Annotated in this window: 12 protein-coding genes; 11 read left to right on the plus strand and 1 reads right to left on the minus strand. The window is 69.7% G+C overall.

Features of this window, described 5'->3' with window-relative positions:
• The first annotated feature begins 8 nt into the window (after positions 1–8).
• The 7 genes from ACLVWQ_RS30345 (at position 9) to ACLVWQ_RS30375 (ending at position 6,094) form a co-directional block, all read left to right on the plus strand.
• Complete coding sequence (locus ACLVWQ_RS30345; RefSeq protein ID WP_414112423.1) at positions 9–794, plus strand: cell division protein FtsQ/DivIB; 786 nt, start codon at positions 9–11, stop codon at positions 792–794.
• A 275-nt stretch (positions 795–1,069) separates the two neighbouring features.
• On the plus strand, positions 1,070–2,266 hold the full coding sequence (ftsZ, locus tag ACLVWQ_RS30350) for a cell division protein FtsZ (RefSeq protein WP_414112424.1): 1,197 nt from the start codon (positions 1,070–1,072) through the stop codon (positions 2,264–2,266).
• Positions 2,263–3,000 carry a peptidoglycan editing factor PgeF gene (gene pgeF, locus ACLVWQ_RS30355; RefSeq protein ID WP_414112425.1) on the plus strand — a complete coding sequence of 246 codons (738 nt, stop codon included), beginning with the start codon at positions 2,263–2,265 and terminating at the stop codon, positions 2,998–3,000. The genes ftsZ and pgeF overlap by 4 nt, the downstream gene beginning before the upstream one ends.
• 6 nt (positions 3,001–3,006) lie before the next feature.
• A complete protein-coding gene (locus ACLVWQ_RS30360) occupies positions 3,007–3,741 on the plus strand; it encodes a YggS family pyridoxal phosphate-dependent enzyme (protein ID WP_414112426.1) in 735 nt (244 codons plus the stop codon).
• A 127-nt stretch (positions 3,742–3,868) separates the two neighbouring features.
• Positions 3,869–4,510 (plus strand): cell division protein SepF, encoded by a 642-nt coding sequence (locus ACLVWQ_RS30365; protein WP_414112427.1) that lies wholly within the window; start codon positions 3,869–3,871, stop codon positions 4,508–4,510.
• A gap of 50 nt (positions 4,511–4,560) precedes the next feature.
• The gene (locus tag ACLVWQ_RS30370; RefSeq protein WP_414112428.1) at positions 4,561–4,845 is read left to right on the plus strand and encodes a YggT family protein; all 285 of its coding nucleotides are present in this window, start codon (positions 4,561–4,563) and stop codon (positions 4,843–4,845) included.
• Between the two features lie 55 nt (positions 4,846–4,900).
• Entirely contained in the window at positions 4,901–6,094 is a 1,194-nt protein-coding gene (locus ACLVWQ_RS30375; protein ID WP_414112429.1) for a DivIVA domain-containing protein, read from the plus strand.
• Positions 6,095–6,304: 210 nt separating this feature from the next.
• Here the strand turns inward: ACLVWQ_RS30375 and ileS are convergent, their stop codons facing one another.
• Positions 6,305–9,463: an isoleucine--tRNA ligase gene (gene ileS, locus ACLVWQ_RS30380; protein ID WP_414112430.1), complete on the minus strand. Its 3,159-nt coding sequence runs from the start codon at positions 9,461–9,463 to the stop codon at positions 6,305–6,307.
• A gap of 622 nt (positions 9,464–10,085) precedes the next feature.
• On the opposite strand from ileS, the gene ACLVWQ_RS30385 reads away from it, so the two are divergent.
• From ACLVWQ_RS30385 to ACLVWQ_RS30400, 4 genes are all read left to right on the plus strand, one after another.
• On the plus strand, positions 10,086–11,144 hold the full coding sequence (locus ACLVWQ_RS30385) for a TraR/DksA family transcriptional regulator (RefSeq protein ID WP_414112431.1): 1,059 nt from the start codon (positions 10,086–10,088) through the stop codon (positions 11,142–11,144).
• 87 nt (positions 11,145–11,231) lie between these two features.
• The gene (lspA, locus tag ACLVWQ_RS30390; RefSeq protein ID WP_414112432.1) at positions 11,232–11,981 is read left to right on the plus strand and encodes a signal peptidase II; all 750 of its coding nucleotides are present in this window, start codon (positions 11,232–11,234) and stop codon (positions 11,979–11,981) included.
• A gap of 73 nt (positions 11,982–12,054) precedes the next feature.
• Positions 12,055–12,999 carry an RluA family pseudouridine synthase gene (locus ACLVWQ_RS30395; RefSeq protein WP_414112433.1) on the plus strand — a complete coding sequence of 315 codons (945 nt, stop codon included), beginning with the start codon at positions 12,055–12,057 and terminating at the stop codon, positions 12,997–12,999.
• On the plus strand, positions 12,996–13,466 hold the full coding sequence (locus ACLVWQ_RS30400; RefSeq protein ID WP_414112434.1) for a GNAT family N-acetyltransferase: 471 nt from the start codon (positions 12,996–12,998) through the stop codon (positions 13,464–13,466). The genes ACLVWQ_RS30395 and ACLVWQ_RS30400 overlap by 4 nt, the downstream gene beginning before the upstream one ends.
• Positions 13,467–13,480 lie beyond the last annotated feature (14 nt).

The following is a 13,480-nucleotide window of genomic DNA, read 5'->3' on the forward strand; positions in this document are numbered from 1 at the left end:
AGGGGAGCGTGGCCGGACCGACCACCGCCGAACGCGGCGTACCGCAGCGACAGGACTCCGGCCCGCCCCGGCCTCCGCTTCTCAGGAAGCTGCCGGGGCGCCGTACGCTCATCATCCTGACGGTCTGTCTGGCCCTGCTGGCCGGGGGCACCGGCTGGATCCTCTACGGCTCGCAGTGGACGCGCGTGGAGCGCGTATCGGCCTCGGGGACCCGGGTCCTGACCACCGGACAGGTCGTCGAGGCGGCCGATGTCCCGGTCGGATCGCCGTTGATTTCCATCGACACCGAAGTGATTGAGGCAAGACTGCGGCAGAAACTGCCCCGAATCGACTCGGTTGACGTCGTCCGTTCCTGGCCGCACGGAATCGGGCTGAAAGTAACCGAGCGTAGTCCGGTTCTGCTCGTCGAAAAGGGCGGAAAGTTTGTCGAAGTGGACGCCAAAGGTGTGCGATATGCCACGGTCACCCGTGCCCCGAAGGGCGTACCCGTACTGGAATTGACCGTCCCCAAGTCCGCCGGACTGCGCCGATTCGGCACCGCCCGGCTGGTGCGCGAGGCGGTGCTCGTGGCCCGGTCACTGCCCATCGCGGTCGCCCGCGTCACCCGGGTCGTCGAGGTCCGTTCCTACGACTCGGTCGTCCTGGAGTTGGGCGGCGACCGCACCGTCGACTGGGGAAGTGGTGAGCAGGCCCGCGCCAAGGCGCATACGCTCACTGCCCTGATGAAAGCCGCTCCCGAGGCGCGGCACTTCGACGTCAGTGTTCCCACCGCCCCTGCGTCATCGGGGAGTTGACATACGTCCGCGCAGGCCGGCCCCCTGGTTGGGCAGTGCTGCGCCTGATCACATAGGGTGAAAAGAAAAACGGGAGGTTCGGCGTGTTCGTTGAACGTGCGCCACTTGTCGACTTAGTGTCCTGTTCGGAAGAGTCCAAGGAACAGACACACTGGTAACCCTAAACTTCAGCGTTAGGGTTCGGGTCGGCGTTCGGACCGTCCCATTCGGCATCAGTCGTCGGATCGCGACCGTGCGAGGCGACGACACGTAACTCGAGGCGAGAGGCCTTCGACGTGGCAGCACCGCAGAACTACCTCGCAGTCATCAAAGTCATCGGTGTCGGCGGCGGTGGTGTCAATGCCATCAACCGGATGATCGAGGTCGGTCTCAAGGGCGTCGAGTTCATCGCCATCAACACGGACGCTCAGGCGCTGTTGATGAGCGACGCCGACGTCAAGCTCGACGTCGGCCGCGAACTCACCCGCGGACTCGGCGCCGGAGCCAACCCGGCCGTCGGTCGCAAGGCGGCAGAGGACCACCGCGAGGAGATCGAGGAGGTCCTCAAGGGGGCCGACATGGTCTTCGTGACGGCCGGCGAGGGCGGCGGCACCGGCACCGGCGGCGCGCCGGTGGTGGCCAACATCGCCCGCTCGCTCGGCGCGCTCACCATCGGCGTGGTCACCCGCCCCTTCACCTTCGAGGGCCGGCGCCGCGCCAACCAGGCCGAGGACGGCATCGCGGAACTCCGCGAAGAGGTCGACACCCTCATCGTCATCCCGAACGACCGGCTGCTGTCCATCTCGGACCGCCAGGTCTCCGTCCTCGACGCGTTCAAGTCGGCGGACCAGGTCCTGCTGTCGGGTGTTCAGGGCATCACCGACCTCATCACCACCCCCGGTCTGATCAACCTCGACTTCGCCGACGTCAAGTCCGTGATGTCCGAGGCGGGTTCGGCCCTCATGGGAATCGGCTCGGCCCGCGGCGACGACCGCGCGGTGGCGGCCGCCGAGATGGCGATCTCCTCGCCGCTCCTGGAAGCCTCCATCGACGGTGCGCGGGGCGTGCTGCTCTCCATCTCCGGCGGTTCCGACCTCGGTCTCTTCGAGATCAACGAGGCCGCCCAGCTGGTGAGCGAGGCAGCGCACCCCGAGGCCAACATCATCTTCGGCGCGGTCATCGACGACGCGCTCGGCGACGAGGTCCGGGTCACCGTCATCGCGGCCGGGTTCGACGGCGGGCAGCCTCCGTCCAAGCGGGACACGGTGCTCGGCTCGTCCTCCGCCAAGCGTGACGAGCCCGCGCCGACGCGGTCGGCCGAGAGCCGTCCGTCCTTCGGCTCGCTCGGCAGCGTCACGCCGAAGGAGTCGCAGGAGTCCGCCCCGGAGCCCGTGAGTAACGAACTGCCGCCGGTCTCCCCGCCGGTCCCGCCGTCGCGCAGCTACTCCGACAGCGCTGCGGAGGAGCTGGACGTGCCGGACTTCCTCAAGTGATAGGACAGCGCTCCGGAACGAGTACGGCGAGCGGCGCGCACTTCGCCTTCACCGACAGGTGGGGCGGGGTGAGCGCCGTTCCGTACGAGGAGCTCAACCTCGGCGGAGCGGTCGGCGACGACCCCGGGTCCGTACACACCAACCGTGCACGGGCGGCCGCCTCGCTGGGGCTCGACCCGGCACGGGTGGTCTGGATGAACCAGGTCCACGGCCCTGACGTGGCCGTGGTCGAGGAGCCCTGGGGGGACCGCCCGGTGCCCGAGGTCGACGCGGTCGTCACCGCGCGCCGGGGCCTGGCCCTCGCCGTACTCACCGCGGACTGCACCCCCGTGCTGCTCGCGGACCCCGTCGCCGGGGTCGTGGCGGCGGCCCACGCGGGACGCCCCGGCATGGTCGCCGGGGTGGTGCCGGCCGCGGTCGAGGCCATGGTGGGCCTCGGCGCCGAACCGGCCCGGATCGTCGCCCGCACCGGCCCCGCCGTCTGCGGGCGGTGCTACGAAGTACCTGAGGCGATGCGGGCGGAGGTCGCGGCGATCGAGCCCGCGGCGTACGCCGAGACCACCTGGGGTACGCCGGCGGTCGACGTGACCGCGGGGGTGCACGCGCAACTGGAGAGGCTCGGGGTGCGCGACCGGGAGCAGTCACCGGTCTGCACGATCGAGTCGGACGACCATTTCTCGTACCGCGGCGACGGCCTCACCGGCCGGCTCGCGGGCTATGTGTGGCTGGACTGATCGGGCATGACGGACCGTAGGGCCGAACTCGCCGAGAACCTGGCGACAGTGGAAGAACGTATCGCGGCCGCGTGCCGGGCGGCCGGGCGCAAGCGTGAAGAGGTGACCCTGATCGTGGTCACCAAGACCTACCCGGCCGAAGATGTGCGGATCCTGTCGGAACTCGGTGTGCGGCACGTCGCCGAGAATCGCGACCAGGACGCGGCTCCCAAGGCGGCTGCCTGTTCCGATCTGCCCCTCTCTTGGCACTTTGTCGGTCAGTTGCAGACCAACAAGGTGCGTTCCGTGATCGGTTACGCGGATGTCGTGCAGTCCGTCGATCGCGCCCGGCTCGTCACCGCCCTGTCGAAGGAAGCGGTGCGGACGGAGCGCGAGGTGGGCTGTCTCATCCAGGTTGCGCTCGACGCGGAGCGGGCCGAGGGCGGAAAGGGTGGACTGGGGGAGCGCGGTGGTGTAGTGGTCGAAGGCGTCGAGGAGTTGGGCGCACTCGTCGCGCGGGCCCCGGGGCTGAGGCTCGACGGTCTGATGACCGTCGCTCCGCTCGCCGGACCGTACGCGGGACGTGAACAGGCGGCGTTCGAGCGGCTGATGGATTTGTCGACTGACCTGCGCCGGGCCCATCCTGCTGCGAACATGGTGTCGGCAGGGATGAGCGCAGACCTCGAGCAGGCAGTGACGGCCGGAGCGACACATGTACGCGTCGGCACTGCGGTACTCGGTGTCCGCCCCAGGCTCGGGTAACGTCGCCAAGAAGTCGGACCACAGCAGAAAATATGGTCATTACCGCCGCTGGCGGGCATACGACCTCGTGGATCGCGGGCACTTGGCAACAGTCAGCCGATCCACCACAGAGCGGAGGACTCAGAGCATGGCCGGCGCGATGCGCAAGATGGCGGTCTACCTCGGCCTCGTGGAGGACGATGGGTACGACGGCAGGGGATTCGACCCCGACGACGACTTCGAGCCCGAGCTTGATCCGGAGCCCGAGCGGGACCGCCGACGGCATGAGCCGTCGCTTCAGTCGCACCAGTCACATCAGTCACAACGGGACGAACCGGTACGAGTGGTGCAGCCGCCGGTTCAGCGTGACCCCGTGTCCCATTCCGCTTCGCTGGGCGCGGAATCCGGCCGCCCGGCACGGATCGCCCCCGTGGCGTCCATCACACAAGAACGTCAAAGCCTGGAGAAGAACGCACCGGTGATCATGCCCAAGGTCGTGTCGGAACGAGAGCCGTACAGGATCACCACGCTGCACCCCAGGACCTACAACGAGGCCCGTACCATCGGGGAACACTTCCGTGAGGGCACCCCGGTGATCATGAATCTGACCGAGATGGATGACACGGACGCGAAGCGACTTGTCGACTTTGCGGCCGGTTTGGTGTTTGGTCTTCACGGCAGCATCGAGCGGGTGACGCAGAAGGTGTTCCTGCTGTCTCCTGCTAACGTCGATGTCACGGCGGAGGACAAGGCTCGCATCGCAGAGGGCGGGTTCTTCAACCAGAGCTGAGACGCAGGACCGGACTGGCACGGAAAACAGGGGAGAGGGACGCACGGATCATGAGCGTGGTTGGGCAGGTTCTCTACGTCGCGCTGATGTGCTTCCTCATCGTGCTGATCTTCCGGTTGGTCATGGACTACGTGTTCCAGTTCGCCCGCTCATGGCAACCCGGCAAGGCGATGGTGGTCGTTCTGGAGGCCACCTACACTGTCACTGATCCACCGCTCAAGCTTCTGCGGCGGTTCATTCCGCCGCTACGTCTCGGGGGCGTGGCGCTCGACCTGTCCTTCTTCGTGCTGATGATCATCGTCTACATCCTGATCAATCTCGTGAGTCAGCTGTGAACGATACGGTCTTGCCGAACGCCGACGATGCCGACGACTACGTTGAGGTGAAGAGATGCCGTTGACCCCCGAGGACGTGCGGAACAAGCAGTTCACGACCGTCCGCCTCCGAGAAGGCTATGACGAGGACGAGGTCGATGCCTTCCTCGATGAGGTCGAAGCCGAACTGACCCGCCTGCTCCGCGAGAACGAAGACCTGCGCGCCAAGCTGGCAGCAGCCACACGCGCCGCCGCGCAGAACCAGCAACAGGGCATGCGCAAGCCCCCCGAACAGCAGGATCCCCAGCAACAGCAGGGTCCGCCGCAGGGCATGCGAGGTCCGGGCGCTCCCGTACCCGCCGGCATATCGGGCCCGCCGCAGCAGCAGATGGGTGGCCCCATGGGTGGGCCGCCCCAGCTGCCGAGCGGTGCTCCGCAGCTGCCCGCGGGCCCCAGTGCCCAGGGCGGCCAGCAGGGTCCCGGCCCGATGGGCCAGGGTCCGATGGGCCAGGGTCCGATGGGTCAGGGCCCCATGGGCCAGGGTCCCGGCCCCATGCAGGGTCAGATGCAGCAACAGCAGCAGATGCCCCAGCAGATGGGCGGCCCGATGGGCGGTCCCATGGGTGGTCCGATGGGCGGGCACGGCCCACAGATGGGACAGCCCGGTCAGGGTCCCGGTGGCGACAGCGCCGCTCGGGTGCTCTCGCTGGCCCAGCAGACCGCCGACCAGGCGATCGCCGAGGCCCGTTCCGAGGCCAACAAGATCGTCGGTGAGGCCCGTAGCCGCGCCGAGGGTCTGGAGCGCGACGCCCGTGCCAAGGCCGACGCCCTGGAGCGGGACGCGCAGGAGAAGCACCGCGTGGCGATGGGCTCCCTGGAGTCCGCCCGCGCCACGCTGGAGCGCAAGGTCGAGGACCTGCGCGGCTTCGAGCGCGAGTACCGCACGCGTCTGAAGTCCTACCTGGAGTCGCAGCTGCGCCAGTTGGAGACCCAGGCCGACGACTCGCTGGCTCCGCCGCGTGCCCCGGCGGCCGCGTCGCTGCCGTCGTCGCCGAGCCCGTCCATGGCTCCGGCCGGGGCGAGCGCGCCGTCGTACGGCGGCCAGCCGATGGGCGGCCCCGGCCCCGGGGCCCCGTCCTACGGTGGTCAGCAGCAGATGACGCCGGCCATGACCCAGCCGATGGCACCGGTCCGGCCGCAGGCCCCCTCGCCGATGCAGCAGGCGCCCTCGCCGATGCGTGGCTTCCTGATCGACGAGGACGACAACTGACGGCCTCCCGTACGCCGTAGGCGTCGGCAGCGTTCAGGGCGGAGCCCCCGGATACCCGGGGGCTCCGCCCTTTTGCCGTGCACGGGCGCACCATGCCGAAGGCCCCGGGCCACCAGAGTTCTGGTGGCCCGGGGCCTTCTCGGTGCGCGGCGCCTGTGCTCAGGTCACGGGAGTTGCCGCGGCCTGCGATTGCCCGCAGCCAGGGGCTGTCTAGGCCTTGCGGAGGCGGAACGTCAGGGACAGGGGTTCGTCCGTGAACGGAGCGCCGTATGTGTCGTCCGCCTCACCCTGGAAGAAGTCCGTCGCCAGGACCTCGTCGGAGATCAGCGTGGCGTGCTCGGTGAGCGCCGCGATGACCTTCGGGTCCGTGGACGTCCAGCGCAGGGCGATCCGGTCGGCCACGTCGAGGCCGCTGTTCTTGCGGGCCTCCTGGATCAGACGGATGGCGTCACGGGCCAGCCCCGCTTGGCGCAGCTCCTCCGTGAGCTCCAGGTCCAGGGCGACCGTCGCACCGGAGTCCGACGCGACGGACCAGCCCTCACGCGGGGTCTCCGTGATGATCACCTCGTCCGGGGTGAGGGTGACGGTCTCGCCGTCGACCTCTACGGACGCGGTGCCCTCGCGCAATGCCAGGGACAGTGCGGCCGCGTCGGTCTCGGCGACGGCCTTCGCCACCGCCTGGACCCCCTTGCCGAATCGCTTGCCCAGCGCACGGAAGTTGGCCTTGGCCGTCGTGTCCACCAGCGAGCCGCCCACCTCGGACAGGGACGCGAGCGAACTCACGTTCAGCTCCTCCGTGATCTGCGCGTGCAGTTCACGGTCGAGGGACCCGAAGCCGGTCGCGGCGACCAGCGCGCGCGACAGCGGCTGCCGGGTCTTCACACCCGACTCCGCGCGCGTGGCCCGGCCCAGCTCCACGAGACGGCGTACGAGCACCATCTGCTTCGACAGCTCCGGGTCGATGGCGGACAGGTCCGCCTCCGGCCAGGTCGACAGGTGGACGGACTCGGGGGCGTCGGCGGCCACCGGCACCACGAGGTCCTGCCAGACCCGCTCGGTGATGAACGGGGTCAGCGGGGCCATCAGCCGCGTGACCGTCTCGACGACCTCGTGCAGGGTGCGCAGCGCCGCCTTGTCGCCCTGCCAGAAGCGGCGACGGGAGCGGCGCACGTACCAGTTGGACAGGTCGTCGACGAACGCCGAGAGGAGTTTCCCGGCGCGCTGGGTGTCGTACGCCTCCAGAGCCTGCGTCACCTGGTCGGTGAGCGCGTGGAGTTCGGACAGGAGCCAGCGGTCCAGGACCGGGCGGTCCGCCGGGGCCGGGTCGGCCCCGCTGGGCGCCCAGCCGGCCGTGCGCGCGTACAGGGCCTGGAAGGCGACCGTGTTCCAGTACGTGAGGAGCGTCTTGCGGACGACCTCCTGGATGGTGCCGTGCCCGACGCGGCGGGCCGCCCAGGGGGAGCCGCCGGCCGCCATGAACCACCGCACCGCGTCCGCGCCGTGCTGGTCCATCAGCGGGATCGGCTGCAGGATGTTGCCCAGGTGCTTGGACATCTTGCGGCCGTCCTCGGCGAGGATGTGGCCGAGGCAGACCACGTTCTCGTAACTGGACTTGTCGAAGACCAGCGTGCCGACGGCCATCAGCGTGTAGAACCAGCCGCGGGTCTGGTCGATGGCCTCCGAGATGAACTGCGCCGGGTAGCGGCTCTCGAAGAGTTCCTTGTTCTTGTACGGGTAGCCCCACTGCGCGAACGGCATCGAACCCGAGTCGTACCAGGCGTCGATGACCTCCGGCACGCGTGTCGCCGTCTTCTCGCAGGTCGGGCAGGCGAACGTGACGTCGTCGATGAACGGGCGGTGCGGGTCGAGCTCCGACTGGTCGCTGCCGGTCAGCTCGGTGAGCTCCGCGCGCGAGCCCGCGACGGTGAGGTGGTCGTCCTCGCAGCGCCAGATGGGCAGCGGGGTGCCCCAGTAGCGGTTGCGGGACAGGGCCCAGTCGATGTTGTTGTTCAGCCAGTCGCCGTAGCGGCCGTTCTTGACGGAGTCCGGGAACCAGTTGGTCTTCTCGTTCTCCTGGAGGAGACGGTCCTTGACGGCCGTGGTGCGGATGTACCAGGACGGCTGCGCGTAGTACAGGAGCGCGGTGTGGCAGCGCCAGCAGTGCGGGTAGCTGTGCTCGTACGGGATGTGCTTGAAGAGCAGGCCGCGGTTCTGGAGGTCCTCCGTGAGCCGTTCGTCGGCCTTCTTGAAGAAGACACCGCCCACGAGGGGGACGTCCTCCTCGAAGGTGCCGTCCGGGCGCACGGGGTTCACGACCGGCAGCCCGTACTCCCGGCAGACCTTGAGGTCCTCCTCACCGAATGCGGGGGACTGGTGGACGAGACCCGTGCCGTCCTCGGTCGTCACGTACTCCGCGGTCACCACGTAGTGGGCGGGCTCGCCCTTCGGGAACTCGACCAGCTCGAACGGACGTCGGTACGTCCAGCGCTCCATCTCGGTGCCCGTGAAGGACGGGCCGATGGTCTCCCAGCCCTCGCCGAGGGCCTTCTCCACGAGCGGCTCGGCGACGACGAGCTTCTCGGCGCCGTCCGTCACGACGACGTACGTCACGTCGGGGTGCGCGGCGACCGCCGTGTTGGACACCAGGGTCCACGGGGTTGTCGTCCACACCAGGAGGGCCGCCTCGTCCGCGAGCGGACCGGAGGTGAGCGGGAAGCGGACGAACACCGAGGGGTCGACGACCGTCTCGTAGCCCTGGGCCAGCTCGTGGTCGGACAGGCCCGTGCCGCAGCGCGGGCACCAGGGGGCCACGCGGTGGTCCTGGACCAGCAGGCCCTTGTCGAAGATCGTCTTGAGCGACCACCAGACGGAGTCGATGTACTCGGGGTCCATCGTCCGGTAGGGGTCCTTGAGGTCGGCCCAGTAACCCATGCGGGTCGTGAGCTCCTCGAAGGCGTCGGTGTGGCGGGTCACGGACTCGCGGCACCTGGCGTTGAACTCGGCGATGCCGTACGCCTCGATGTCCTGCTTGCCGGTGAAGCCGAGCTCCTTCTCGACCGCCAGCTCCACCGGGAGCCCGTGGCAGTCCCAGCCGGCCTTGCGGCCCACGTGGTAGCCGCGCATGGTGCGGAAGCGAGGGAAGACGTCCTTGAAGACGCGCGCCTCGATGTGGTGGGCACCCGGCATGCCGTTGGCCGTGGGCGGGCCTTCGTAGAACACCCACTCCGGGCGGCCCTCGGACTGCTCCAGGGATTTGGCGAAGATCTTCTGCTCGCTCCAGAAGTCGAGCACGGCGTGCTCAAGGGCGGGCAGGTCGATCTGGGCCGGCACCTGGCGGTACTGCGGCGGTGTACTCGGCTGCGTATCCAACGAACTTCCTCCGGCGGACTTCTGCCTTCCGTCCGGAGGGACGAGAGCTGTGTTGTCACCTGCGCCGTGTGCGGCGCGCTCCCGCGGTACCACCCTCCTTGGCCCTCCGCCGCTTTCCGCGCGCCGGTGAGCCCCCTCATTGGGGTCGCGATGCCGGGTCTACCGGCCGCTGCGGACTCGCTGCGGCTTTCTTCCGGCGGCTCCGGGGTGATCTTCACGTCGGGCTCGCCCCCGGGCTCACACCGTCCCCGGGTCGCTCTTGGCCGCGTACGCCGCTACTCGTCCCCATCCACGCTTCTCGCTGGGCCCAGTGTACGGCGCCGGGGTGAGCGCGGCAGACCGGTTTTTCCGGGGCCCTCGGGAGCGGGGCGGCGGCCCGGGGGACAGGTGTGCGAAGAGGTGCGCACTGACCCGAATGCCGACGTGCCCGGGTTCGCGTCGTGGGACCGCGGACTCGGCGGATTACCGGGCGGGGAGCTGGGCACAACGCTTGCAGACTCGCTGTGCGGTACGTGCGGGACGGGCGAATCGGGGGCGTGCCCCGTTGCCGCGGGACTCAAGTCGATTTATCGTCCCAGCACGATTCGCGTGCAAGGTCACAATATGTGAAGGGGCCGCGGCCATGGTGGCGAAAAAGACCGCCGTACAGCAGTCGACGACCGGCAGATCCACGGGGTCGGCCGGTGACTTCGGGGCGGCGGCCAAGGGCGTCGGCGGCAAGAAGAGCACGGCCCGGCAGCCGGCCAAGAAGTCGGCGGGCGCGCAGAAGAGTGCCGTCGGCACGGCTCCGGACACGACCGCCGGGGCGACCGCCGGGGAGGCTTCTGCGAAGACGGCCGCTACGAAGGCAACTCCTGCGAAGGCAACTCCTACGAAGGCAGTTCCTACGAAGACGGCGTCCGCGACGAAGAAGGTCACGACGAAGAAGGCCACCACGAAGAAGGTCTCTGCGAAGAGGGCTTCCACGAAGACCGTGGCGACGGAGAAGGCCGCCGGGGGGACGACGGCCGAGGGGAGCACCGCGCCGGTGAAGCGGGCGCCCCGCAAGGCGGCCGCCAAGAAGAGTGCCTCCGCGCGGGCTGCCGCCGCGGCGCCCTCGAAGAAGGCGGTCCGCAAGAGCACGGGCACGGCCAAGAAGACGGTCGCTTCCGCGGCCGAGGCAGCGGCACAGGCCGCCGAGACGACGGGAGCCACCACGGTGGTTGCGAAGAAGACCCCTGGCACGGCCGCGGCGGCGGACAAGCCCACCGCGGTTCCCAAGGCGCGGGTGGCCGAGGCGGAGCCCGGCGAGCTCGCGGTACGCCCCGGCGAGGACCCCTGGACCCCGGAGGAGGTCGCGGAGGCACGCGCGGAACTGCTCTCCGAGGCGCTGCGGCTGCGGGCCGAGATCTCGCACTCGGAGGAGTCCCTGGTGGGGCTGATGCGCGACTCCGGGGACGGCGCGGGCGACGACCAGGCGGACACCGGCACCAAGAACATCACGCGCGAGAGCGAGATGGCCCTCGCGGCCAACGCCCGGGAGATGGTGGAGCAGACCGAGCGCGCCCTGGAACGCCTGGACGCGGGCACGTACGGGCTCTGCGAGAGCTGTGGCAACCCCATCGGCAAGGCCCGGATGCAGGCCTTCCCGCGTGCCACCCTGTGTGTCGAGTGCAAGCAGAAGCAGGAACGCCGTTACTGACCCGCCAGGAGTGCCTCCTGGGCACGTGGCCGCGGCGGGCCTGCCGTACCCTCGTGCTCAGTCAGGCACCTAGGTTGAGGGACTCACGTGGCAGAGGCGGAGCGCATCATCGGTACGCCGGATACCCCGGGCGCGGCGGGGGCCGATCCGGAGCAGCCCGACAAGGGTGTGGCGCCGGGCGGGCGGCCGGACGACTCCGGGTCTGCTGCCGGCTCCGGCTCCGCCGCTGATCCCGGGACCGAGTCCGGGGCCGATTCCGGGTCCGGGTCCGAGTCCGATCCCGGATCTGGTTCCGACGTGGCGTCGGGCGAGGACACCACCGAGACGGAGACGGTGTCGGGCGGGGCCAGGGGCAAGCGCCGGATCGCCGTGCTCTTCGGCGTCGCGGTTCTCGCGTACGCGCTGGACCTGATCAGCAAGCTGATCGTGGTCGCGAAGCTGGAGCACCACGAGCCGATCGAGATCGTCGGGGACTGGCTGCGGTTCGAGGCGATCCGCAACGCGGGCGCCGCCTTCGGCTTCGGCGAGGCCTTCACGATCATCTTCACGGTGATCGCAGCGGCCGTGATCGTGGTGATCGCCCGGCTCGCGCGCAAGCTCTACAGCCTGCCCTGGGCGGTCGCGCTGGGCCTGCTGCTGGGCGGCGCGCTCGGCAACCTCACCGACCGGATCTTCCGCGCGCCGGGCTTCATGGAGGGCGCGGTCGTCGACTTCATCGCGCCCAAGCACTTCGCGGTGTTCAACCTCGCCGACTCCGCGATCGTCTGCGGCGGCATCCTGATCGTGCTGCTGTCCTTCCGGGGCCTGGACCCGGACGGCACCGTCCACAAGGACTGAGCGGGGCCCGTGCCGCGGCCGGGCGCGCAGGCTGGCGTGCGGCGGTGTCCGAGCCGTCCGGCATACTCGACGAGTGAGCACCGTTCCCGATATCCGCACCCTGCCCGTTCCCGACGGCCTGGAGGGCGAGCGTGTCGACGCCGCCATCTCCCGCATGTTCGGCTTCTCCCGTACGAAGGCCGCCGAACTCGCCGCGGCGGGGAAGGTCACGGTCGACGGCTCGGTGGTCGGGAAGTCCGAGCGGGTGCACGGCGGTGCCTGGATGGAGGTCGAGATGCCGCAGGCGCCCGCGCCCGTGCAGATCGTCGCCGAGCCCGTCGAGGGCATGGAGATCGTGCACGACGACGACGACGTGGTCGTGATCGTCAAGCCGGTCGGTGTCGCCGCGCACCCCAGCCCCGGCTGGTCCGGGCCGACCGTGATCGGTGGCCTCGCCGCCGCCGGGTACCGGATCTCGACCTCGGGCGCCGCCGAGCGCCAGGGCATCGTGCACCGCCTCGACGTGGGCACGTCAGGCCTGATGGTGGTGGCCAAGTCGGAGTACGCGTACACGTCGCTGAAGCGCCAGTTCAAGGAGCGCACCGTCGACAAGCGCTACCACGCGCTCGTGCAGGGCCACCCCGACCCGACCAGCGGCACCATCGACGCGCCGATCGGCCGGCACCCGAACCACGACTACAAGTGGGCCGTCACCGCCGAGGGCAAGCCCTCCGTGACGCACTACGACCTGATCGAGGCGTTCCGCTCGGCCTCGCTGCTCGACATCAAGCTGGAGACCGGGCGCACCCACCAGATCCGCGTCCACATGTCGGCGCACCGGCATCCCTGCGTCGGCGACCTGACGTACGGTGCCGACCCGACGCTCTCCAAGCGCCTCGGGCTCACCCGGCAGTGGCTGCAGGCGGTACGGCTCGGGTTCGAGCACCCCGGGGACGGCCGGTGGGTCGAGTTCTCCAGCGACTACGCCGAGGACCTGCAGACGGCGCTGGACCGGGTGCGTGAGGAGAGCTACGCGTGAGCACGCCGTCCTACGTGGTGCGGGTCGCCGAGGAGAGCACCGACCGTGAGGCCTGCTTCGCGGTGCGCAAAGAGGTCTTCGTCGTCGAACAGCGGGTCCCCGAGGACCTGGAGTACGACGCGTACGACGCCGACGCGGTGCATGTGCTCGCCGTGCGCGAGGACGGGCTGCCGCTCGGCGCGGGACGACTGCTGTACGGCGAGGTGGCGGCCGCCAAGACCGGTGGCGAGCCCGGCGTCGGATCCCTGGGGCGGCTCGCCGTCGTCCAGGCCGCGCGGGGGCTCGGTGTCGGGGTCGCGCTCGTGCGGGGCATCGAGGACGCGGCCCGCGCGCTTGGGCTGACGGCGGTCGATCTGCACGCGCAGACGCATGCGCTGGGGTTCTACGAGCGGCTGGGGTATCTGGCCTACGGGCCCGAGTTTCCGGACGCCGGGATCGCGCACCGGGCGATGCGGCGCTCTCTCTAGCGGCTGACAGGGCG

Source organism: Streptomyces sp. CWNU-52B, assembly GCF_047444975.1.
GTDB lineage: Bacteria > Actinomycetota > Actinomycetes > Streptomycetales > Streptomycetaceae > Streptomyces.

What these genes read in the sequence shown, in the direction of transcription:
- ACLVWQ_RS30360 (WP_414112426.1), top strand. Translation starts at nt 3,007, where the DNA reads ATGACGGACCGTAGGGCCGAACTCGCCGAGAACCTGGCGACAGTGGAA.
- ACLVWQ_RS30365 (WP_414112427.1), top strand. Translation starts at nt 3,869, where the DNA reads ATGGCCGGCGCGATGCGCAAGATGGCGGTCTACCTCGGCCTCGTGGAG.
- ACLVWQ_RS30370 (WP_414112428.1), top strand. Translation starts at nt 4,561, where the DNA reads ATGAGCGTGGTTGGGCAGGTTCTCTACGTCGCGCTGATGTGCTTCCTC.
- ACLVWQ_RS30375 (WP_414112429.1), top strand. Translation starts at nt 4,901, where the DNA reads ATGCCGTTGACCCCCGAGGACGTGCGGAACAAGCAGTTCACGACCGTC.
- ACLVWQ_RS30385 (WP_414112431.1), top strand. Translation starts at nt 10,086, where the DNA reads ATGGTGGCGAAAAAGACCGCCGTACAGCAGTCGACGACCGGCAGATCC.